This window comes from Hymenobacter oligotrophus, assembly GCF_003574965.1.
Taxonomy (GTDB): Bacteria; Bacteroidota; Bacteroidia; order Cytophagales; family Hymenobacteraceae; genus Solirubrum; species Solirubrum oligotrophum.
Genome location: NZ_CP032317.1, coordinates 2,087,351 through 2,109,044 on the forward strand (window position 1 = coordinate 2,087,351; position 21,694 = coordinate 2,109,044).

The window sequence follows — 21,694 nt, forward strand, 5'->3', positions numbered from 1 at the left end:
TTTGTTCGGGTAGAAAGGCAAAGGTACGTCACTCCCCGACGGCTTGCGCCACCGCTCTGAGTCGGCCGGACCCAGCATGGGATTTTACCCCCACCCGCGTCGTAACATTCCTTGAAAATGAACGGCTTGCCGGTTGCGGGTGTAATTGGTCCCAAATTAGCACTCATCCGCCACGGGAAATAATGCGTAAGTTTGTGGCCAGCTTTTGCTTGCGGGCTTGCTCGTAAGTGGGTCGGCCATCGTCTTACGGGCTTCGGCCGGTTATTTCCGCACCGCTTGGTTGGCGCCCTTCTGCGCAGGCTTCGGCCTCCGGCGAAGGGCGCAGACGCAGGCGGCCGACTTAGCCATTTCATTTACGCGACACGACACAGAGGCCAATGGGCAAGGAATTTCGGATCGGATTGGTACTGCTGCTGTTGGCCGTTACGGGTCTGATCGTGTCGTCCTCGGCCCCGCACGACAAGGGCGCAGCGCCCCGCTCCGTAGCCGAGCAGCAATGGGTCGATTCGGTCTTCTCGTCGCTCACCCCCGATCAGCGCCTAGGGCAGCTATTTATGGTAGCGGCCTACTCCAACAAGGACCGCAAACACACCACGTACACCGAGTTTTTGGTGCGCGAGTACAACATCGGCGGGCTTATGTTTTTGCAGGGCGGCCCGCGCCGGCAGGCCCAGCTCACCAACCGCTACCAAGCCGCAGCCCGTACGCCCCTGCTTATTGCCATGGACGCCGAATGGGGCCTGAACATGCGCCTCGATTCCTCGATGCACTTTGCCAAGCAAATGACGCTTGGCGCCATGGACGACGACCGGTTTGTGTACCAGATGGGCCGCGAAATTGCCCTCAAAATGCGCACCCTAGGTGTGCACGTGAGCTTTTCGCCGGTGGTCGATGTCAACTCCAACCCCAACAACCCGGTAATCGGCAACCGCTCGTTTGGCGAAAACAAAGAGCAGGTAGCCAAGCTGGGCACGGCCTACATCCGCGGTTTGCAAGACCACGGCGTAATTGCCGTAGCCAAGCACTTCCCCGGCCACGGCGACACCGACGTGGACTCGCACCTGGCCCTGCCGGTTATCAACACCGACATGGTGCGCCTCTCGAACGTCGACCTTTACCCCTTCCAGAAGTCGTTTGAGGCCGGTGTAATGGGCGTAATGGTGGCTCACCTTTATATGCCGCTGTTCGATACGGTACGCACCCAAACCACCACCCTTTCGCGCAATCTTGTAACGGGGCTGCTAAAGGAAAAAATGGGTTATAAAGGGTTGGTGTTCACCGACGCGCTGAACATGAAAAGCGTGTCGGACCTGTACAAACCCGGTGAGCTGGATGCCCTGGCCCTGCTGGCCGGCAACGATGTGCTGCTGTTTTCGGAAGATGTGCCCATGGCCATCCAGAAAATCAGAGACCTGATTGCGGCCAACAAAATCTCACAGGAGGAAATTGACTACCGCGTGCGCAAAGTGCTGCGCGCCAAGTTTTGGGCCGGCCTCAACCGCCCGCAAACGGTAGATGTGCCCAACCTGATGAACAACCTGAACCGTCCGCTGAGCCGGGTGGTGCAGCAAAGCATCTACGAGCACGCCACCACAGTCGTGAAAAACGAGGACGACTTGTTGCCGTTCGCCAACCTCGATTCGCTTCGGCTGGCGTCCATCACCATCGGCGCGCCCAACGGCAATGCGTTCGGCAAAGCCATGCAGCGCTACATGCCCTGCGCTACCTACGCCATTCCGAACCGCTACGCCCCCGACTCCACGTTTGAGAACCTGCTTCCGAAGCTGGCCCTCTACAACACGGTGGTGGTGAGCTTTCATAACATGAACAATACCCCGGCCCATAACTACGGCCTGGGCGACGGGGCTCTGCGGTTCGTGAAGAGGCTGCAGGAAAACAAGAACCTGAAAACCGTGGTGGTGCTGATGGGCAATGCTTATGCCCTGAAGCACGTTGAAGAAGCCCGTACCCTGGTATGCGGCTACGAAGACAATTTCACTTCGCAATCGGTGGTGCCGCAAATCCTGTTTGGGGCGTTGCCGGCCAAAGGCAGCCTGCCGGTTACCGTATCGGAAAGCCTGAAAGCCAACACGGGCCTGCCCACGGCCGATTTCCGCCGCTTGCGCTACGCCACGCCCGAAGCCGTAGGTCTCGACTCGCGCGTGCTGGCCCAAATCGACAACATTGCTACCGAGGCTATTGCGTACGCCGCTACTCCGGGCTGCCAGGTATTAGTGGCGAAAGACGGCGCCGTGGTATACGACAAGAGCTTTGGCTACTGCACTTACGACAAAACCCAGCCCGTAACCAACGAAACGCTTTACGATCTGGCTTCGGTGTCGAAGGTGGCGGGCACGCTGCAAACGATTATGTGGCTCAAGGACGAAGGCAAGCTAAACCTCGACAGCAAGGTTTCGGACTACCTTACCGACCTGAAAGGCACCAACAAAAAGGACATGACCGTGCGGCAGGTACTGCTGCACCAGGCTGGCCTGAAAGCGGGCATTCCTACTTGGGAACGTACCATTACGCGCACCGGCGGCCTCAAGCCTACCTTCTACGCCAGCTCCCGCACCGACGACTTTAGCCGCGAGGTAATTCCGGGCACTTATGTGGCTCGGTCGGCTGAAGACTCCGTCTGGACGTGGATCAAGCGCAGCTCGATGCTGCCTAAAGGCAAAGGCGGCGTATACCCCACCGAGTACTCCGACCTGAGCTTTATCATTCTGAAGCGCCTGTCGGAAAAGGTGCTGAACGAGCCCATCGAGGCTTTTCTGCAGCGCAACTTCTACGCGCCGCTGGGCCTGAACACTATGACCTACAATCCGCTGCAGCGGTTTCCGAAGTCGTGCATCGCGCCCACCGAAAACGACAACTACTACCGCCACGCCCAGCTGCAAGGCACCGTGCACGACCAGGCCGCCGCGCTCATGGGCGGCGTAGCCGGCCACGCGGGCCTGTTTTCGAACGCCAACGACCTGGCCATCCTGATGCAGATGAACTTGCAGAATGGCCGCTACGGCGGGCGCCGGTTCTTTAACACGCCGGTGGTGGCAGAGTTTGCCCGTTCGGCCAGCGCTGCCAACCGCCGCGGCCTGGGTTGGGACCACGGCGACCCTACCAAACCCGAAGGCCCCACCAGCAATCTGTCGCCGGCCAGCACTTTCGGCCACACCGGCTTCACGGGCACTTGCGTGTGGATGGACCCGGAAAACCGCATTCTGTACATTTTCCTGTCGAACCGGGTGTACCCCGATGCCGGCAACAACAAACTGCGCCAGTACAACATCCGCACGCGCATCCACGACGTCATTTACAAATCCATCCTGACCGACGCGGACAAAACCAAAGGGTAAAAACGTGGCAGCGCCACGGGTTGACTTGAGGGGAAGCCTTTCTATGTGGTGTGGAACAAGCAACCCCTTGACCGACGCGTCGTCCCTGACCAGGACGGCGCGTTCTTTTTTGGCGTATACTACCCTTGAAGCCTGCCGCTACCTAGGTCAGCGCGTATAATTCTGCGGGTTTTCTCAACTTGCCGCCGCTTGCCTTGTTAGGCAGCAAAATCACTCCTGCTTCGGCCCCCGCTGCACACACCTCCTATGAATATTGGCATTGTTTGTTACCCCACCTTCGGCGGCTCGGGCGTAGTGGCCACCGAATTGGGCAAAGCCCTGGCGCTGAAAGGCCACCGTGTGCATTTCATCACCTACAGCCAACCGGTACGACTCGATTTCTTCAACGAAAACCTGTTCTACCACGAGGTTTTTATTCCGCCTTACCCGCTGTTTCAGTTTCCGCCGTACGAACTGGCCTTGGCCAGCAAAATGGTCGACATCGTACAGAACGAGAAGCTCGATGTACTGCACGTGCATTATGCCATTCCGCACGCTTCGGCGGCGTACATGGCCAAGCAAATTTTGCGCACCAAGGGCATTCAGATTCCGGTGATTACCACGCTGCACGGAACCGACATTACCCTGGTGGGGAAAGATGCCTCCTATGAGCCGGTGGTCACGTTCAGCATCAACCAGTCCGACGCGGTTACTTCTGTTTCGGCCGATTTGAAGGACGAAACCTACCGCTATTTTGCCATTGAGAAGGACATCGAGGTTATTCCGAACTTCATCAACCTGGAGCGTTTTAAAAAGCAACGCAAGGAGCATTTTAGGGCTGCTATCGCGCCCGAGGGCGAAAAGTTACTGATCCATACTTCCAACTTCCGCTCGGTAAAACGCGTGGACGACGTGGTACACATATTTGCCGGCGTGCGCGAGCAAATGCCCGTGAAGCTGCTGCTCGTAGGCGACGGTCCCGACCGCCCTCGTATCGAGAAGTTGTGCCGCGAGTTGGGTCACTGCCAGGATGTGCGCTTCCTGGGCAAAATGGAGGCCGTGGAAGAAGTGCTGAGCATTTCTGACTTGTTCCTGATGCCCTCCGAGAAAGAAAGCTTCGGCTTAGCCGCACTTGAGGCTATGGCTTGCGAAGTGCCCGTCATCAGCACCAACGCCGGTGGCATTCCGGAGCTGAACGTGCACGGACTTACCGGCATGGTCAGCAACATCGGCGACGTGGCCGACATGGTGAAAAATGCCCTCTACGTGCTCCGCGACGACAATTTGCCGCGCTTTAAAGCCGCTGCCCGCACCCACGCCGAGGAATTTGCCGTGGAGAAGATTGTGCCGCGTTACGAAGCCTGCTACCAACGCGCCATCGATGCGGTGCTGGCCGGGGTGTAGTGGGTTGTTTTGGCTATTGGTTATTGGTTTTTTGTTAGGGCTGTTTAACGCTCGAAACCCCTTCTGCCACGCGGCGGAAGGGGTTTTTATTTCTCAAAAACCAATAACCAAAGGCCAAGAACCATCAACCAAAAACCACGAACCAACACCCAAAAGCCAACCCTAGAACAAGCCGGCGGCCTCGCGCTTAACGGCGTTAAGGGCGGGTGTCGTTGGGTCGATTTCGTCGGCTATCAGCGTTTCGAGCACGCGCTTGGCCAACTCGGTGCCGCGGGCCTGTTGCTGGTTGGGCAAGGTTTGGTAGGCCTTGTTAATCATCGTGAGCACGTTTTCCTTGGCTTGGCGCACCTGCGTCCAGGCCTCGGGGCTCATGTAGAGCTGCTGCGACAAATTGTGCTCGTACTCGGCCCGAATTTCCTGCACCAACAGGCGGTGGTACTCGGTGGCGGTTTGGCCGGCCGAGCTCAGACGCACCAACAGGTTGTTGGGCGTGATGCGCTCGAGCAGCAACGTAATGCGCTCGTAGGCCTGCAGCCGAATGGGCAGCACCGTTTTGGCATTCTCCAAACGCAGCTCGATCAGGCGGCGCTGCTGGTCTTTTTCGAGGTATTGCTGGATGAGGTAGTACACGGTACCCGCCACGATAAGCGCGGGGAAGGTAATCTTGAGCAGGTCGATGATCAGGGCAGTATCCATGCGAAACGAAACACGCCGCACTTGCGGCACATGTGGAGTGGAACAACTGTGGCCCAAAACCGGCACCAAAGTACCTAGGGCTGGCAAATATAGTACGGTGAACCTGCCGCCTACGGCCGCTGTTATGGTATCGTTACGGCTTATGCCACTTGGGCTGTATCTTTGTGGCCTGGGGCGGCAAGCCCTTCCAACCGAAGATTCTACGCAACAACTTCTGACTATGGCAACTGCCACGGCTTCCACCAAAATCGCTCCTATCACGCTCACGTCGCGCGCGCTAGAAGAGGTGAAAAACATTCTCCGCGAGAAGAACGTCCCGGCCGAGTACGGCTTGCGCGTAGGCGTGCAGGGCGGCGGCTGCTCGGGCCTGAGCTACTTGCTCGGCTTCGACAAAGCCAAGGACCAGGACGAAACTTTCGACGTGGACGGCGTAAAGCTGATCATGGACAAGAAGCACGCGATGTACGTGCTGGGCATGGAAGTCGACTTCCAGGACGGCCTGAACGCCCGCGGCTTCACGTTCAGCAACCCGCAAGCCAAGAGCACCTGCGGCTGCGGCTCGTCGTTCTCGGCGTAAGCCCTAGGTCGTTCTCGTCATCAGCACCAAGCCCCAGCAACTACGCAGTTGCCGGGGCTTGTTGTTTTAGCTGAAATTGTATGGGTAACCGATTTCCTGCAGATCGGCTTCCAGTTGCGGCCAATCCTCCAGCTCTTCCATAATGCTGTGCACTACCGCTTTGGTAAGCACTTCCCCGCGGTAAATGTGCGCCACGGCACCTAGGGCCAAGGGCTTCCGGTCGGTTTCTGCGATGAAGTACTCGTTGGCCCATTCGGTGTACGTTTCGGGCTTGCCGTCGAAGATGTACAGCAGCTCCTCCGAGCCATCTTCGCCGTGGCCCGGCACGCCGGTTTGCCAACCTGCCTCGGGCGTGTACCACAAGCAAAACGTGGTGCCGATAGAGTTTACCGGCTCCCTGTATATGAACTCCTTGAAAACCTCGGGCAGTCCACGGGTCAGCTCATTCTTATCGGCCTGATCGTAGCCCTCCAAGTAGCCGTTAATGCAGCATCCCTCCTTCCGGAACAACACCAGCATCTGGTCGCCCTCGCCGTCGTTCATCTCAAACAGCTCTTCGCCTATGCCCCAAGCGGGGTCATAGGTGTGGTAGCGGTACTCCCATTCTTGCGAATTAATAGCATCGAGCACCGCCAACGCTTTGCATAGGCGTTGCAGGGTTGGAGCGTCGGGCAGGGCGGCGTAGTTGCGGGTTGATATCATTAAAAATGGTGTTTAGAACATCATGCGGATTTTGCCGAAGCACCTCTGCTGCTTCGTTGAGATTGGTATCCGGCGAAGCGGTATAGGTGCTTCGGCAAGCGGACGCCAGATGGGCACGACCGTTTTGGTTTTACCCATTTAGCTAATACGTCTTCGTCATATCGGCCGGCACCACAAGCACGTAGTCAGCTTTTTTCAGGTGCTCTTTATCGAGCTTACCCAGCTGCTCCTGCGTTACGGTGCTGATGGTAAGAATGCGTAGTTGCGGCTCGGCCTGGCGCAGGTACCACACAATGCCGTCGTGGTTATCGGAGTGGTACGAGCCGTTTACGTGCAGCAGCAATTGGCCCGGCTGGCGGCTTTGGCGAATAAAATGCGCCATGGTGGCGTCTTTGAGGGCTTGCGCCTGCACGATGTTTTGCACGCCTGCGGCGTGGGCCGCATCGCCGCCGAACATCTTAAACATGTTCTGATAGCCGGGCAGGTTGTAGTCGACTTTGATGGGCAGAGGCGCCACCCACTGCTTTTCGTCGGCACCTAGGACATCAAGGGCCGTGAGGCTGCCTTTGGCAACCTGCTGGGCGAAGCGGCGGGGCACGTTGGTGCCCACCACGCGCAGCTTCTGCTGCCGGGCCAGCAGCAGCAGGGGTTTGTAGTCGGTAGGGTAATTGGGCCAGGGGCGGCTTCGCTCTTCAAAGGCTTTGTCGTCCAGCTCGCCCACGTTGTACTGCTCCACCAGCGGCTGCACGTCGCGCTCGAACATTTCCAGACCTAGGACCACCTGCCCGGCCTTGCGCTGCGCCAGCTCTTTGGCTACTTGCAGCTCCAGCCAATGGGCCATGGGGTCGTTGTGCTGTTCGCCGAAGAGCACCACATCGGCCCCGGCCAGCTCCTTGGCCATCTTGCCGAAAGACACCGGCTTGCCATCGGCGGCGAAGAGCCGGTACGCGGGCCGGTCGTCGTCCTTGTCCGGGGCATGGCCGGCCAACAAAGCAGTGGCTACTAGCATAAGCAGCGAGGTAAGTAGTAGGCGCATGCGGCAAAGTAATAAGTACTGAACTGACAACGTAGGCCTACAACAAACCGGCCCCGCAACTTGGTTGCGGGGCCGGTAGTCAAGTACATAAGTTGCCTAGGTTAGCCTTTGTAAAACAGCCACTTCGACAGCTCGCCGTAGGTTACTTTCTTGCCGTACATCAGAATGCCTACGCGGTAGATGCGGCCGGCCAGCCAAATGGTGCCCATGAAGCCGGCAATAAGCAGCGCCATCGACAGGCCAATTTGCCACGCCGGCACCCCGCCGAAGGGCAGGCGCATCATCATGGCGATGGGCGAAGTAAACGGAATCATCGACATCCAGAACGCCACCGAGCCGTTGGGATTGGTCGTCAGGATGGCCTGCGACACCACAAAGGTGAGCACCAGCGGCATCGTTACGGGCATCATGAACTGCTGCGTGTCGGTTTCGCTGTCCACGGCCGAGCCGATGGCCCCGAACAAAGCGCCGTAGAACAGGTACCCACCCAGGAAATAGAACAGGAAGCAAGCCAGCAGCAGCGGCATGTTCAGGTCGGCGTTATCCAGCGCCTGAAAGGCCTTTGCGGTGAAGTTGCTCTTCTTGGCGGCCTCGTCGGCGGGGGTATCCGGGCGGGCAATGGCCGTAACATCAGCATCGGCCGTGCTGGCCGATACGCTGGCGGCTTGGCTAACCACGGCCTTGCTGGGGCTGATGAAGGTGGAGGCCACCGAGCTGATTCCCATAGAGAGCAGCACCCACAGGGCCAGCTGCGTAAAGCCCACGCCGGCAATGCCCAGCACTTTGCCCATCATCAGCTGGAAGGGCTTCACGGAGGAAATAACCACCTCCACAATGCGGTTGGTTTTCTCCTCCATCACGCCGCGCATAATTTGCACACCGTACAGGAAGATGAAAATGTAAATCAGGAAGCCGAAGAAATACGCTACGCCGGTGCTGATGCCCGTGCTGGAGCTTTTTTCGCCGGCCTCGCTCAGGCTTACGGTTTGCAGGTCTACTTCGGCCTTCAGGTTATCGAGCACCGAGCGGTCGATACCGGCTTGCTGCAGGCGGCGGTTCTCAATGGCCTTATTAGCAGCCCGCCGAATATCGTTTTCGAGGGTTAGGCTAAGGCCTTTGCGCGAGAACACCTGAAAACCCGTGGGGTTGCCGATGTCCATCTTGGGTACGTACAGCAGCGCGTCGTACTTCGCCTTCTGAAACTCTTGCTTGGCCGCCGCCAAGTCGGGCGACACCCGCGTAAAGCTGATATCGTCTTTGCTTTCGGGCAGTTTATCGGCAAATAGGCCGCCCGCATCGGCAATGGCCACTACTTTGCCGCTGTCCGACATTTTCGCAATCAGCACGGGCACGGCAAACAAGGCTACCGTAAGCAACGGGCCAATCAGCGACATTATCAGAAAGCTTTTTTTGCGCACGCGGGTGAGGTACTCACGCTGCGCGATAAGCCAGATTTTGGACATGGTTGTAAGATGTTTTGAGAAAGGGATAGTGCCCGCCTTGTAAGGCAGGAGGTATAAGCACTTGGGCGTGCTGCCTAGGTGCCCATGCCCCGCGGAGCCACGGCACCTAGGGCACCGCAGTGCGGGGCTGCCTGCATTAAGCCGTTACCGAGTCGGTTTCGGGCACGTAGTCGGGCTGCGTTTCGCGCACGCGCCGGATAAAGATTTCGTTGATGCTCGGGATACGCTCGCGGAAGGCATGTACCTCCACCCCGCTGGGCCCAATGAGGTAGCGCAGCAAGTCGTTGGGCGTGAGGCCGTGCAAAATGCGGATGCGGGCGTAGAAATGGTCGTTTTCGCGCTTCTTCTGCTCCAGCACCTCGAAATCGGGGTGCACTACCATCAGCTGGCCGCGGCCTTCTACCTCGTAAGTTTGGGTGCGGTAGGCGTTGCGCACGTCGCGCACTTGGCCATCGAGCACCTTCTGCGAGCGGTTAATTAGGGCGATGTGGTCGCAGAGTTCCTCCACCGACTCCATGCGGTGCGTGGAGAAGATGATGGTGGTGCCCTGCTCGCGCAAAGCCAGAATTTCGTCCTTCAGCAGGTTGGCGTTGATGGGGTCGAAGCCTGAGAACGGTTCGTCGAGGATGAGCAGGGCGGGGTCGTGCACCACGGTAGCCACAAACTGCACTTTCTGCTGCATGCCTTTGGAGAGGTCCTCCACGTTTTTGCTGGCCCAGGTCTTGATGTCGAACCGGTCGAGCCAGTACTTAATCTTCTGCTGGGCTTCGGCCTTCGACAAGCCTTTAAGCTGGGCCAAGTACATCAGCTGCTCCCCTACTTTCATTTTTTTGTAGAGGCCGCGCTCCTCGGGCAGGTAACCGATCTGGCCAATGTGCGCGGGGTTCAGCCGCTCGCCCCGAAACCTGATTTCGCCGCCGTCGGGGCCGGTAATCTGGGTGATGATGCGAATGAGCGAGGTTTTGCCGGCGCCGTTGGGGCCGAGCAAGCCAAAAATGGAGCCTTCAGGCACCTCGAGACTCACGCCGTCGAGGGCGGTGTGGTTGGCGTAGTGCTTGCGTACGTCAATCGCCTGTAAAATTGGTTTCACGGCCGTTGAGAAATGGTTGTGGATAGCAAGGTAGAAACTTCGGGCGCACGGCGGCTTATGTGCGCAGCGAATCTTAAACGAACGGTCGGATCATCGCCCTGAACTGGCAAAAAGCCGCCCCAAACCGGCAACGCGAAACCTACTCGGTGGCTTGCAGGTCGTGCAGGTAGCCGTCGAGCCGATCGAGGTGCTGGCCGTAAAGCCGTTGCAAATACCAGCGGGTAAATTGCTGCAGCGCCCGGTATGCTACCCACCCAATAATCAGGTAAGCCACCACCAGCACACCGATCATCAGCGCCAGCTTCTGGCCGTGTTGGGTGCGGCCGAATTGCAGCACCTGCATCACGAAACCAATGCCGAACGAGCCAAACAACGTGAGCATGGTGGCGCGGTAGTAGAGCTGCACCAAGTGACGGAGGCTTTTGGCTTGTTGTTCGAGTTGCTGCCGCAGCGCGCCGGCCCTGGGTTGCAACCCATCGAGCACCTGAAACTTCCGGTAGAGGTAAACCAAAGAACCCGCACAAATCAGGGCTAGCCACCCGGCCATGATGCGCGGATATGCCTCCTGCGCCAACACCATTACCCCTAGGGCTACGGGAATAACGAGGAGGGCAATGGCTACTTCGAACCACGCATTACGCCGAATGCGCAGGATGGGGCTGCTTGATGGTTGGCTGAGGATAGCTTGCATGGCTTCGGGGGTTAGGGGTGCGGCCGATTCGGTGGGTTGCTGGCGCCAGCGCTGGCGCATCTCGTCGAGTTCCATGGCTAGGCGTGGGCAAACAGGGTGCGGAGTTTCTCTTGCACGCGGTGCATTCTCACGCGCACGTTGTTTTGGGTGATGCCGAGGATGTCGGCCATTTCTTCGTAGCTACGCTCCTCGAGGTACAGCAGCACAAAGGCTTTTTCTACCTCCGAGAGCCGCTCAATGGCGCGGTACAGCTGGGCGAGGTCGTCGCCTAGGTCGTCGGGGGGCGGCGCGGCATAGGGGGCCTCGGGCTCCAGCACTGAGGTGCTGGGCTGGCGCGTACGGCGCCGCAAGTCGGATATGGCCACGTTCAGGGCTACGCGGTAGAGCCACGTGCTGAGTTTAGCTGCCCCGGGCTGGTAGCGGGGCCAGGCTTGCCACAATTGCAGCACAATTTCTTGGTACAAATCCTGCCGGTCGGTGGCGTCGGGGCAGTACATGCGGCACACGCGCCATAGCAACGGCTGGTACTCGGCAATGCGAGCGGTAAATTCGGCAGATGCGGGGGCGGCAGGGCTCATGAGCAGCTAAGTCAGTGAATTAATCGCCGCGCCTGCACGTGCATTACAGTTGGCCCGAAATATTTTTTTGGCACTACCACCGTACCCACAAAAAAAGCCCGGCCTGCTGGGCAGGCCGGGCTTGCAAAGCACCTAGGGCGCTTACTGGAAGTACTCTTTCACCTTCTCGAAGAAACCTTTCTCGTTTTTGCCGGGGCTGGGCGTGAAGTTGGGCGAAGAGCGCAGCTTTTCGAGCAAGGCACGTTCGTCGTTGGTCACGCTCTTGGGCGTCCACACGTTGATGTGGATCAGCTGGTCGCCTTTGCCGTAGCCGTTCAGGTCGGGAATGCCCTTGCCGCGCAGGCGCAAAATTTTGCCGGCTTGCGTGCCCGGGTCGATCTTCACCTTCACCTTGCCCTCAATAGTAGGCACCTCTACGCTGGCACCTAGGGCCGCGTCGATGATGGAGATGTACTGATCGAGCACCACGTTGTTGCCGTCGCGCTTCAGCAGCTCGTGCGGCTCTTCCTCAATCTGAATGAGCAAGTCGCCGGGTACGCCGCCGCGCTCGGGGTAGTTGCCCTTGCCGCTCATGCTCAGCTGCATGCCCTCGGCCACGCCAGCCGGAATGTTAATCGGAATGATTTCCTCCTGCAGCTGACGGCCTTCGCCGTGGCATACGTCGCACTTGCTTGTTACTACTTTGCCCTCGCCGTGGCAAGTGGGGCAGGTGCTGCTGCTCACCATTTGCCCGAGCATGGTTTGCACCACGCGCTTTACCTGGCCCTGGCCGTGGCAAGTGCCGCAATCCTGCTGCTCGGTGCCGTTTTTGGCGCCCGTGCCCGAGCAGGTGTTGCAAGCGGTATAGCGCTTCACCTTAATCTTCTTCTCAACGCCGTTGGCTACTTCCTCCAGGTCAAGCTTCAGCTTGATGCGCAGGTTGGATCCTTTGCGCACGCGCCGGCCTTGGCTGCGCGCCCCGCCCCCGAAGAAGCCCTCGAAGCCGCCGCCCCCGAAGATGTCGCCGAACTGCGAGAAGATGTCCTCCATGCTTGGGCCGTGGCCGTTGCCGCCGGCTCCGCCTACGCCCTGGTGGCCAAACCGGTCGTAACGGGCGCGTTTCTGGTCGTCGGACAAAACCTCGTAGGCCTCGGCGGCTTCCTTAAACTTGTCTTCGGCCGTGGGGTCGTCGGGGTTTTTATCGGGATGAAACTTGATGGCCACCTTGCGGTACGCCTTCTTGATTTCATCGCCCGACGCATTTTTGGCTACGCCCAGTATTTCGTAATAATCTCGCTTCGTCGACATGAGTGTGTCGGTATTAGGTATTCGGTATCAGGTATTAAGATGGTGTTGGCTCCAGGTCCTACTACCAACTACCCAATACCTACCACCAAAAAAATTACTGTCCTAGCACCACCTTGGCGTGGCGGATTACCTTATCGCCGAGGTAGTAGCCTTTTTCTACTTCATCAACCACTTTGCCCTTCAGGTCTTCCGACGGGGCCGGAATCTGGGTAATGGCTTCGTGCAGTTCGGGGTCGAACGCCCCGCCCTTGGTTTCCATCGTCTGCAGACCTTTTTGCTGCAGGGCTTTGGTAAGCTTGCCGTAAATGATGTCGATGCTTTCGCGCACCATGTTGGCGTCGTCGGTGGTTTGGGTGTGCTGGCGGGCGCGCTCAAAGTCGTCGAGCACGGGCAGCAGCACCATCATCAACTCCTGGTTGGCCGATTTAAACAAGTCGGCGCGCTCCTTGGTGGTGCGGCGCTTGTAATTTTCAAACTCGGCTGCCAGGCGCAAGTACTTGTCTTTCAAATCGGCGAGTTCTTGGTCGGCACGCGAAGCATCGGCGGTGCCGTTTTCGGCAGCCTCTTGCGTGGTTTGCTCCTCAAACATTTCGCCGGCTACGTGGTCGGCATTGTGGGTCGCACCGTTGGGTTGCTGCGACTCTTCGGCGTGCGTGTGTTGTGCGTCAGCCATTCCTTACAACGTCTATTTCAGGGGATGGGTGTTCAGATTAAGCAACTGCCCCAACTCAAGGAGCCTGCCAAAGGCCGCCGTGGTGACATAGTGGCACAGAAACCTCAGCCCTAGGTGGTTTAGTTCAGACAAAGTAACGGAGCCTGGCGCACTTGCCTAGCCATAGAGCGCGGCGCACGGGCTGCCGTGCTTCCGGCAGCGGCTCCGGTCCATTTCGTCCTCCGGATATTTATAATGGCTTGGCTGCGCTGCGTATCTTTGTGCCGCACTGCCCGCCCACTTCGCACCTAGCTCACATACGCACCATGTCCAGCCACCCCCACGATCCAACCATGCAGCTGGAGGTAAGCGAATTTGCCGAGGTGCTGCGCCAGCGGGGCCTGCATGCCGCCCTTGAGTACCTCAACAACCGCACGCCGCACCGCTACACGGGCATTTTTCGCTTCGATGGGGCAACACTCCGCAACGAGGCCCTGTTCGACCGCTACAACCCGACCCTGCAAAAGGGCGGCGATGCCCCCATGGAGGCCACCTACTGCTCGTTGGTAGGCCAGCAGCAGCAACCCCTCGAAATCAACGATGCCTCCACCGACGTGCGCGTGAAAGGCATCGTTGAAACTCCGGTCGTGTCGTATTGCGGTGTACTGATTCGCGATGCGCAGGGGCAACCCTACGGCACGCTTTGCCACTACGATATGCAGCGCTGCCAGGAGCGCAGCACCGATGTGCCGCTGCTCGAGGCAGCGGCCCGGCTGTTCTACGCCTACCTCGGGGCAGCTACCACCTAGGCCATTAGTCGAACTGGTCTTCGGACAGGTCTTCGAACTCGTCCCCGTCGGCGCGCTTTTCCTTCCAGATGCTGTGGCGCAGGGGCTTCGGCTCGTCGAGGCGGGCGGCCTGAATTTGCTGCCAAAGCAAGTCCTTCAGCTTCTGAATGTTTTTCTGCGTGATGCTGGAAATGAACACGTGCGGCATATCCGGGGGCAGCGTAGCCGTAATTTCGGCCTCCAGCTCCTCGTCCAGCATGTCGGATTTGGTAATGGCCAACACGCGGCGCTTTTCGAGCAAATCGGGGTTAAACTGCTCCAACTCGCTGAGCAGCACTTGGTACTCGTGGGCAATATCGGGCGAGTCGGCGGCTATCATGAACAGCAGCGTAGCGTTGCGCTCGATGTGCTTGAGGAAGCGCAAACCCAACCCGCGGCCTTCGGCTGCACCCTCGATAATGCCCGGAATGTCGGCCATTACAAACGATTTGTAGTCGCGGTAGGCCACTACGCCTAGGTTTGGCACCAGGGTGGTAAAGGCGTAATCGGCAATTTTGGGCGTGGCCGCCGAAACCACCGACAGCAGCGTGCTTTTGCCCGCGTTCGGGAAGCCCACGAGGCCCACATCGGCAAGCAGCTTCAGCTCCAATACGTTCCAAACCTCTTGCCCCGGCTCACCGGGCTGCGCATACGTAGGCGCTTGGTTGGTAGCCGATTTGAAGTGGTCGTTGCCGAGGCCGCCGCGGCCGCCTGGCGTCAGGATAATTTGCTGCCCGTCTTCGGTAATCTCGGCGCGGATTTCGCCTGTTTCGGCGTCGCGCGCAATGGTACCCAGGGGCACTTCCAGAATCACGTCTTCGCCCTGAGCGCCGGTGCGCAGGTTTTCGCCGCCGCCCTCGCCGTGGCCGGCAATTACGTGCTTTTTGTATTGCAAGTGCAGCAGCGTCCAGAGCTGCTTGTTGCCCTTAAGGATGATGTGGCCGCCGCGGCCGCCGTCGCCGCCGTCGGGGCCACCTAGGGGTTTGCCTTTCGCCCGAAACATGTGGCGCGAACCGGCCCCGCCCCTACCCGAACGGCAGCAAATTTTTACGTAATCGATGAAATTGTTGGAAGCCACTGTCTTCAATTAAAAATTAAGAATTAGGAATTAGAAATTGAGGGGACTCAGCTCTTCCTGATTCTTAAGTTGGCGTGTCGTGAAAAAACCGTCATCCTGAGCAAAGCGAAGGACCTTGTCAGGTCGGAACGAGTTGGGTAAACACCGTTCCAGCGTGATAAGGTCCTTCGCTTTGCTCAGGATGACAGATGGTGTCAGCAGTTGGGGCGCCGCGGCAGCCCAACCCCGCAAAGTTACGCTTTTACCTCGTCGGCAGCTTGGCCGCCGTCAACCACCGTAGCGGGCTGGTGCGAGTCGATGAGGTGGCAGAGTTGCTGGAAGATGCCATCGATGGCCCCAATGCCGTTTACGGCGTGGAACTTGTCCTGCTCGGCGTAGTACGAGGCCACCTGGGCGGTTTTGGTGTTGTACTCCACCACGCGGCGGCGGATCAGCTCTTCGTTCTGGTCGTCGGGGCGGCCCGAGGTTTTGCCGCGCTCCAGCAGGCGCTTCACCAGCTCGTCTTCGGTTACCTCCAGGGCAATCATGCACGAAATACCCGTGTCGTAGCGCTGCATCAGCTCGTCGAGGGCCACGGCCTGCGGAATAGTGCGCGGGAAACCGTCGAAAATAAAGCCGCCGGCGGTGCGGTTGCTGGCCAACTGCGTCTCGATCATGCCAATTACCACCGCGTCGGGCACCAGTTCGCCGGCATCCATGAGTTTCTTGGCCGTAAGGCCAAGCTCGGTGCCTTGGGAAATTTGCGAGCGGAGCAAGTCGCCGGTGGAGAGGTGTACCAGGCCGTAACGCTTGATGAGGTTTTGGCTCTGCGTTCCTTTACCAGCCCCGGGAGGGCCAAACAACACAATATTAAGCATGACGCGAGGAAGCGGGAGGGATTGTGAGAAAAACGGGGGCGAGTGTAATATAAGAAAGATTAGCCAAGTCTGGGCGCTCTACACAGCGCGGTACAGGTCGCGGTAATTGCGGCCGAGGCCGTCGTAGTCGAGCCCGTAGCCCACCACAAAGTCGTTCGGAATGGCTAAACCTTGGTACTTGATGTCGAGCTGATGCTGGAGGCATTCGGGCTTGATGAGCAACGTGGCCACCTCAACCGAAGCCGGCTGCTTGGCCTGCAATTGCGCGAGCAGGGCCTTCATGGTATGGCCCGTATCTACAATGTCTTCCAGCACCACGAGGTGTCGGCCTTCTACGGCTTCCTGCAGACCTAGGATTTCCTTTATCTCGCCGGTGCTGCTGGTACCTTGGTACGAGGCCACCCGGATGAAGCTAATCTCGCAGTCGATGGTCAACTCCTTCATCAGGTCCGAAGCGAACATAAACGAACCGTTGAGCACAGCCAGCAGCAAAGGTTTTTTGCCGGCGTAGTCGCGGTTGAGCTGCTGGGCTACTGCGCGCACCGCGGCAATTAGCTGAGCTTCGGACAGATAAGGAGCAAACGCTTTGTTATGCAGCGAGATAGTGGCCTGAGGCATGCCAGGGGCAGATTGGCGTAGGGGCGAAAGTGCCGCGAAGGTACGAGAAAAAAGAGCAGCCCTCCCGGTTGGCAGGAAGGCTGCTCGGCAAACACGGGCGCTGAGAGGCTATTCGGCTCGGTTCAGCAACGAGGTCAGTACAATGCGTGTGGCTTTGGTGCCTAGGTCGGCGTAGCGCACCTGAGGCTTGGCAGCGGGCAGCACATGCTCGGTGGCGGGGCGCAACGGCGCAGGGGCCACGCCGCGCTCGGCAGGCACGCCGCCCTCCTTGGCAATGTGCGGCGCAATCACCAGCGACACGATGCTCATGAGCTTAATGAGGATGTTCATCGAAGGCCCTGAGGTATCCTTGAATGGGTCGCCCACGGTGTCGCCGGTTACGGAGGCTTTGTGCGCCTCGGAGCCTTTGTACTCCATTTTACCGTTCACCATCACGCCTTTTTCAAACGACTTTTTGGCGTTGTCCCAGGCTCCGCCGGCGTTGCTCTGGAACATGGCCATCAGCACCCCCGAAACCGTTACACCGGCCAGCGTACCGCCCAGCACCTCGGGCCCGAAGGCGTAGCCGATGATGATGGGCGAGATAAGGGCAATGGCGCCCGGCAGCAGCATCTCGCGAATGGCGGCCTGCGTCGAAATGGCCACGCACTTCTCGTACTCGGGACGGCCGGTGCCTTCCATAATCCCCGGAATTTCGCGGAACTGCCGGCGCACTTCTTGCACCATCGCCATGGCCGCCCGGCCCACGGCCGCAATGGCCAGCGCCGAGAAAATGAACGGTATCATGGCTCCGATAAACAAACCCGCCAGCACGCGGGCGTTGCTGATGTCGATGCTGTTGATATTGGCCGTGCCCATGAAAGCGGCAAACAGCGCCAACGAGGTAAGGGCAGCCGAGGCAATGGCAAACCCTTTGCCTGTAGCGGCCGTGGTGTTGCCCACCGCATCGAGGATATCGGTACGCTCGCGCACTTCTTTGGGCAACTCGGCCATTTCGGCAATACCGCCGGCGTTGTCGGCAATCGGCCCGAAGGCATCAATGGCCAGCTGCATAGCGGTGGTGGCCATCATGCCGGCCGCCGCTATAGCTACGCCGTACAGGCCCGCAAACTCATACGACAGCACAATACCGGCCGCCAGCACAATAATCGGCAGCACCGTCGACTCCATGCCTACCGCCAAACCGCCAATCACGGTGGTGGCGTGGCCCGTGCTGCTCTGGCGCACAATGCTGAGCACCGGGCGCTTGCCCATGGCGGTGTAGTATTCGGTAATCATGCTCATCAGGGCGCCTACCACTAGGCCCACGGCCACGGCCCAAAACACGTCGGTAGCCGTGAAGGGCGCCGACCCTAGGCGGTTCATGCCTAACGTGCCGCTGGGCAGGATGTAGTGGATGATAAACCACGAGGCTACGCCGGTAAGCACAATCGAAATCCAGTTGCCCATGTTCAGGGCGCCTTGCACGTTGCCGCCTTCCTTCACCCGCACGAACAGAATGCCGATCAGCGAAAACACAATGCCCAACCCGGCAATTACCATGGGCAGCAGAATGGGCGACAAACCGTTGAAGTTGTCACCGGCCGCTACTACTTCGCGCCCCAGCACCATGGTGGCCAAAATGGTGGCCACGTACGAGCCGAACAAGTCGGCACCCATACCGGCTACGTCGCCCACGTTGTCGCCTACGTTGTCGGCAATGGTGGCGGGGTTGCGCGGGTCGTCCTCCGGAATACCGGCCTCAACCTTGCCCACCAGGTCGGCCCCTACGTCGGCGGCTTTGGTGTAGATACCCCCTCCTACCCGGGCAAACAGCGCAATGCTTTCGGCACCTAGGGAGAAACCGGTAAGCACCTCTAGCGCACGCTCCATCTCGGGGCCGTTGGCGCTGGCGTTGCCCACAAACAGGTAATAAAAGGCAATAAACAATCCACCTAGGCCAAGCACCGCCAAACCGGCAACGCCCATCCCCATTACCGAGCCCCCTGCAAACGACACGTTAAGGGCCTGCGACAGGCTGGTGCGGGCGGCCTGCGCCGTGCGCACGTTGGCCTTGGTGGCAATCTTCATCCCGATGTAGCCGGCCGCAGCCGAAAACACAGCCCCCAGCAAAAAGGCCCCGATGATAAGCGGGTGCGAGCGTTCGTTGCCGAAGCTCAAGAAACCCAGGAAAGCGCAAGCAATCAGCGCAAACAAGGCTAATACTCGGTATTCGGCGCGCAGAAAGGCAATGGCGCCGTCGGCGATGTAGCCGGCAATGGTGCGCATGCGTTCGTCGCCGGCGTCTTGCCGGGCAACCCAGCCCGAGCGCAGCGCTGTGTACAGCAGCGCCAGCAGCCCGAGTGCGGGTGCGAGGTAGAGAATGATCATAAAGCGGTGTTGGGGTTGAGGAAGAAGGAAAAAAACAGAATAGCACAGGTTGGCGCTTGAAAAATAGGCTTTTTAGCCACAAGCCCAACTATTTCCTTTTTAGGTACAGCTTACAACTCCCGCATCAACACCTGATAAAGCCGCAACATGCTGTCTATGTCGGCTTTATGAACAATTTCATCCGGGGTGTGCACGTTGTCTTCGGGAGCCCCCACAAAGCACCAGTCCCAGGGTTGCGCGCCGTGCTGCAACTCCTTGGCATCGGAACCGCCGCTGCCCTCCACCTCCAGCTGGTGCGGTATGCCTGATGCCCTAGCAATCTGGCGGATACGCTCAACGTACGAGCGCCGCGGAATCAGCGAGTCGCGCAGCGAGATAACGCAGCCCTGGCCGGCATGCACGCCTTCGGTTACCCAAGTAATGTCGCACACCAGCGCCTGGCGCACTCCATACTTTTTGTAGATGTAGTCGGCCAGGTAAGCCACCGATCCGCCGCCGTGCTCTTCCCAGCAACTAAACGCCACAATGCCGTGCTCCAGGGTCTCGCACAGGCGTAGCGCGGCCCAAACACCTAGGCGGTTGTCGAGGTAGCAGCTCTGCACGCTTTCGTCAGTCTCGCGGAAGTCGCAACGGAAAGTAAGCTCGGTGCCGCGCTCAATTTCGCGGCTGAACTCATAACCCAAGGCCCCGGTTTTTTCGTCTACCGTAAGCGTACAATCTATTTCGCCTTGCTCGTCGCGGCCCACCAATCGGTAGCCCGTTTCAACATCGGGCCCGCCAATTCGCACGAGTTGTTTGCCGTACCGCACCGTGAAACCAATCGAATCAAGATGCGCAAAAACCGCTGTGCGGGGTTTCCCGAAGACCAGAATAATACAATCCTGAAACTCTCCACCGGCCAGCACTGTTGGCTGAACTCGCCAGCTTGGCGCCTGCTCCGCAACGTAGCGCAACACAAATTCGGTGAGCGGCGCTTCGTGGCCAGAGGGTGCCGGTATGCGGCATAATGTATGCAGTAGTTCCATGAGCAACGGGTATTTCGTCCAAATTCTAACCTAAATAGCGTATTTTAGCTGTTCCGTTTGGTAGCGGAGCGCTGGCTATACTTTCGCCTTCTGTTCCCTTTAGTTGAATCCATGAGTTTTCATCTGCGTTTTATCCTGTCGCTGCTCGTGGCACTTGGCTTGCGGCTGGCCTTGCCTAGCTTGGCAGCCGCCCAAAAGGCCGACACGACGAAGCGCAACGCGCCCATTCGCAACATTCAGCTCGAAAACGTTGATGTGGCTCCTGGTGCTGTGGATACTAAGGGCTGGTTGCTGCTCGACAAAGACATTCAGTTGGAGCTCGACGGGGCCGTGCGCAACCTCTACAACTTCAAGTACGACAAGGCCGAAAAGCAATTTCGTTCGCTGCGCCGCCGCTACCCCAACCACCCCATGCCCTACTTCCTCCTCGGCCTCAGCCAGTGGTGGAAGATCATGCCCACTAACATCCAGACTACGCTTCACGACCGGCCGTTTTTCGCCTACATGGACACGGCCATCGTGAAGGCCGAAAAACTTTACGAGCAGGACAACCGCAATTACGAGGCTTGCTTTTTCCTGGCGGCCTCTTACGGATTCGATGCCCGCCTGAACGCCGAGCGCGCCAACTGGCGCAAGGCCACGGTATCCAGTAAACGCTCCTTGAAGTATCTCGAACTAAGCAAGGAAGCCAACGGCCTGAGCCCTGAGTTTCTATTCGGTCAGGCCTTGTTTAACTATTACGCCGTCTGGATTCCGGATAATTACCCGCTGCTCAAACCCGTGCTGCTGCTTTTTCCGAAAGGCAACAAGCAGCTGGGCCTGCAACAGCTCCGCAACGTGGCCGACAACGGCGTGTACGTGGGCCCGGAGGCCAAAGTGTTTCTGATGCGCATCCTCAACAACGAGGAGAACAACCCCACGGCCGCCATGCCGATTGCGCGCTCGTTGGCCTCCAATTACCCTGACAACGGGTATTTTCAGCGCTTCTACGCCTTGCTGTGCTTCAACGAAGGCGAGTTCAGGGAATGCGAACGAGTTAGCCGCGAAATCCTCGACAAAATCAATCGGGGGTTTCCGGGGTATGAGGGCATCAGCGGCCGCTATGCCACCTACTTCCTAGGTTGGCTGATGCAGAACAAGTACAAGGACATCAACAAGGCCAAAGAGTACTACCAACGCTGCATCGTATTTGCCGAAAGCACCAACGAAACCAGCGGCGGATTTTACCTCTACGCCAACCTTAACCTTGCCCGCATCGCCGATAAGGCAAAGGAAGTAAAAGCGGCCCTGCGGTACTACGCCGTAGTTCGCGACAAAGCCGACCGCAAAAGCGAGCAGTACCGCGAGGCCAAGGCTTACCTGAAGAAGTACAAGAAGGGCTGATTGCCGGCCGCTCACCTAGGGAACC

The 21,694-nt window shown here is 58.6% G+C and carries 19 protein-coding genes; 5 read left to right on the forward strand and 14 right to left on the reverse strand.

Going from position 1 to position 21,694, the window contains the following annotated elements; translation table 11 throughout:
• Positions 1–377: 377 nt before the first annotated feature.
• Both D3Y59_RS08950 and bshA read left to right on the forward strand, forming a co-directional pair.
• Positions 378–3,356, forward strand: a complete 2,979-nt coding sequence (locus D3Y59_RS08950) for a glycoside hydrolase family 3 N-terminal domain-containing protein (RefSeq protein WP_119444742.1) — start codon at positions 378–380, stop codon at positions 3,354–3,356.
• Between the two features lie 246 nt (positions 3,357–3,602).
• Entirely contained in the window at positions 3,603–4,739 is a 1,137-nt protein-coding gene (gene bshA / locus D3Y59_RS08955) for an N-acetyl-alpha-D-glucosaminyl L-malate synthase BshA (RefSeq protein ID WP_119444743.1), read from the forward strand.
• Between the two features lie 162 nt (positions 4,740–4,901).
• On the opposite strand, the gene D3Y59_RS08960 is transcribed toward bshA, so the two are convergent.
• A complete protein-coding gene (locus D3Y59_RS08960) occupies positions 4,902–5,435 on the reverse strand; it encodes a DUF7935 family protein (protein WP_119444744.1) in 534 nt (177 codons plus the stop codon).
• 220 nt (positions 5,436–5,655) lie between these two features.
• Between D3Y59_RS08960 and D3Y59_RS08965 the strand changes: the two genes are divergently transcribed.
• Complete coding sequence (locus tag D3Y59_RS08965; protein WP_119444745.1) at positions 5,656–6,012, forward strand: HesB/IscA family protein; 357 nt, start codon at positions 5,656–5,658, stop codon at positions 6,010–6,012.
• Between the two features lie 66 nt (positions 6,013–6,078).
• On the opposite strand, the gene D3Y59_RS08970 is transcribed toward D3Y59_RS08965, so the two are convergent.
• The 8 genes from D3Y59_RS08970 to D3Y59_RS09005 all read right to left on the reverse strand — a co-directional run bounded on the left by D3Y59_RS08970 (position 6,079) and on the right by D3Y59_RS09005 (position 13,532).
• A complete protein-coding gene (locus D3Y59_RS08970; protein WP_119444746.1) occupies positions 6,079–6,714 on the reverse strand; it encodes a hypothetical protein in 636 nt (211 codons plus the stop codon).
• 142 nt (positions 6,715–6,856) lie between these two features.
• The gene (locus D3Y59_RS08975; protein WP_119444747.1) at positions 6,857–7,750 is read right to left on the reverse strand and encodes a ChaN family lipoprotein; all 894 of its coding nucleotides are present in this window, start codon (positions 7,748–7,750) and stop codon (positions 6,857–6,859) included.
• 101 nt (positions 7,751–7,851) lie between these two features.
• Positions 7,852–9,213: an ABC transporter permease gene (locus D3Y59_RS08980; protein WP_119444748.1), complete on the reverse strand. Its 1,362-nt coding sequence runs from the start codon at positions 9,211–9,213 to the stop codon at positions 7,852–7,854.
• Positions 9,214–9,349: 136 nt separating this feature from the next.
• The gene (locus D3Y59_RS08985) at positions 9,350–10,303 is read right to left on the reverse strand and encodes an ABC transporter ATP-binding protein (RefSeq protein ID WP_119444749.1); all 954 of its coding nucleotides are present in this window, start codon (positions 10,301–10,303) and stop codon (positions 9,350–9,352) included.
• Positions 10,304–10,442: 139 nt separating this feature from the next.
• Positions 10,443–11,069 (reverse strand): hypothetical protein, encoded by a 627-nt coding sequence (locus tag D3Y59_RS08990; protein WP_119444750.1) that lies wholly within the window; start codon positions 11,067–11,069, stop codon positions 10,443–10,445.
• Between the two features lie 2 nt (positions 11,070–11,071).
• Positions 11,072–11,572, reverse strand: coding sequence for an RNA polymerase sigma factor (locus tag D3Y59_RS08995; protein ID WP_119444751.1), 501 nt, complete (start codon positions 11,570–11,572; stop codon positions 11,072–11,074).
• A 141-nt stretch (positions 11,573–11,713) separates the two neighbouring features.
• A complete protein-coding gene (dnaJ, locus tag D3Y59_RS09000; protein WP_119444752.1) occupies positions 11,714–12,859 on the reverse strand; it encodes a molecular chaperone DnaJ in 1,146 nt (381 codons plus the stop codon).
• Positions 12,860–12,953: 94 nt separating this feature from the next.
• Positions 12,954–13,532, reverse strand: coding sequence for a nucleotide exchange factor GrpE (locus D3Y59_RS09005; RefSeq protein ID WP_240410315.1), 579 nt, complete (start codon positions 13,530–13,532; stop codon positions 12,954–12,956).
• Between the two features lie 305 nt (positions 13,533–13,837).
• Between D3Y59_RS09005 and D3Y59_RS09010 the strand changes: the two genes are divergently transcribed.
• Entirely contained in the window at positions 13,838–14,320 is a 483-nt protein-coding gene (locus tag D3Y59_RS09010; RefSeq protein WP_119444753.1) for a hypothetical protein, read from the forward strand.
• A gap of 4 nt (positions 14,321–14,324) precedes the next feature.
• Here D3Y59_RS09010 and obgE read toward each other — a convergent pair whose 3' ends face one another.
• The 5 genes from obgE to D3Y59_RS09040 form a co-directional block, all read right to left on the reverse strand.
• Complete coding sequence (obgE, locus tag D3Y59_RS09015) at positions 14,325–15,416, reverse strand: GTPase ObgE (protein WP_119444754.1); 1,092 nt, start codon at positions 15,414–15,416, stop codon at positions 14,325–14,327.
• A gap of 233 nt (positions 15,417–15,649) precedes the next feature.
• Positions 15,650–16,273 carry an adenylate kinase gene (locus D3Y59_RS09025; protein ID WP_119444756.1) on the reverse strand — a complete coding sequence of 208 codons (624 nt, stop codon included), beginning with the start codon at positions 16,271–16,273 and terminating at the stop codon, positions 15,650–15,652.
• Between the two features lie 78 nt (positions 16,274–16,351).
• Positions 16,352–16,891: a hypoxanthine phosphoribosyltransferase gene (gene hpt / locus D3Y59_RS09030; RefSeq protein WP_119444757.1), complete on the reverse strand. Its 540-nt coding sequence runs from the start codon at positions 16,889–16,891 to the stop codon at positions 16,352–16,354.
• A 108-nt stretch (positions 16,892–16,999) separates the two neighbouring features.
• Positions 17,000–19,261, reverse strand: coding sequence for a sodium-translocating pyrophosphatase (locus D3Y59_RS09035; RefSeq protein WP_119444758.1), 2,262 nt, complete (start codon positions 19,259–19,261; stop codon positions 17,000–17,002).
• A 110-nt stretch (positions 19,262–19,371) separates the two neighbouring features.
• A complete protein-coding gene (locus tag D3Y59_RS09040) occupies positions 19,372–20,286 on the reverse strand; it encodes a M20/M25/M40 family metallo-hydrolase (RefSeq protein WP_119444759.1) in 915 nt (304 codons plus the stop codon).
• 111 nt (positions 20,287–20,397) lie between these two features.
• Here D3Y59_RS09040 and D3Y59_RS09045 point away from each other — a divergent pair, with 111 nt between their 5' ends.
• Positions 20,398–21,669: a tol-pal system protein YbgF gene (locus tag D3Y59_RS09045; RefSeq protein ID WP_240410316.1), complete on the forward strand. Its 1,272-nt coding sequence runs from the start codon at positions 20,398–20,400 to the stop codon at positions 21,667–21,669.
• Positions 21,670–21,694: the final 25 nt, after the last annotated feature.

Coding starts and splice junctions, on each gene's coding strand:
- D3Y59_RS08960 (WP_119444744.1), bottom strand. CDS start 5,435: ATGGATACTGCCCTGATCATCGACCTGCTCAAGATTACCTTCCCCGCG.
- D3Y59_RS08990 (WP_119444750.1), bottom strand. CDS start 11,069: ATGGAACTCGACGAGATGCGCCAGCGCTGGCGCCAGCAACCCACCGAA.
- D3Y59_RS09035 (WP_119444758.1), bottom strand. CDS start 19,261: ATGATCATTCTCTACCTCGCACCCGCACTCGGGCTGCTGGCGCTGCTG.
- D3Y59_RS08975 (WP_119444747.1), bottom strand. CDS start 7,750: ATGCGCCTACTACTTACCTCGCTGCTTATGCTAGTAGCCACTGCTTTG.
- D3Y59_RS08980 (WP_119444748.1), bottom strand. CDS start 9,213: ATGTCCAAAATCTGGCTTATCGCGCAGCGTGAGTACCTCACCCGCGTG.
- D3Y59_RS08970 (WP_119444746.1), bottom strand. CDS start 6,714: ATGATATCAACCCGCAACTACGCCGCCCTGCCCGACGCTCCAACCCTG.
- D3Y59_RS09040 (WP_119444759.1), bottom strand. CDS start 20,286: ATGGAACTACTGCATACATTATGCCGCATACCGGCACCCTCTGGCCAC.
- D3Y59_RS09045 (WP_240410316.1), top strand. CDS start 20,398: ATGAGTTTTCATCTGCGTTTTATCCTGTCGCTGCTCGTGGCACTTGGC.
- D3Y59_RS09025 (WP_119444756.1), bottom strand. CDS start 16,273: ATGCTTAATATTGTGTTGTTTGGCCCTCCCGGGGCTGGTAAAGGAACG.
- bshA (WP_119444743.1), top strand. CDS start 3,603: ATGAATATTGGCATTGTTTGTTACCCCACCTTCGGCGGCTCGGGCGTA.
- D3Y59_RS08995 (WP_119444751.1), bottom strand. CDS start 11,572: ATGAGCCCTGCCGCCCCCGCATCTGCCGAATTTACCGCTCGCATTGCC.
- D3Y59_RS09010 (WP_119444753.1), top strand. CDS start 13,838: ATGTCCAGCCACCCCCACGATCCAACCATGCAGCTGGAGGTAAGCGAA.
- dnaJ (WP_119444752.1), bottom strand. CDS start 12,859: ATGTCGACGAAGCGAGATTATTACGAAATACTGGGCGTAGCCAAAAAT.
- D3Y59_RS08965 (WP_119444745.1), top strand. CDS start 5,656: ATGGCAACTGCCACGGCTTCCACCAAAATCGCTCCTATCACGCTCACG.
- D3Y59_RS09005 (WP_240410315.1), bottom strand. CDS start 13,532: ATGGCTGACGCACAACACACGCACGCCGAAGAGTCGCAGCAACCCAAC.
- D3Y59_RS08950 (WP_119444742.1), top strand. CDS start 378: ATGGGCAAGGAATTTCGGATCGGATTGGTACTGCTGCTGTTGGCCGTT.
- hpt (WP_119444757.1), bottom strand. CDS start 16,891: ATGCCTCAGGCCACTATCTCGCTGCATAACAAAGCGTTTGCTCCTTAT.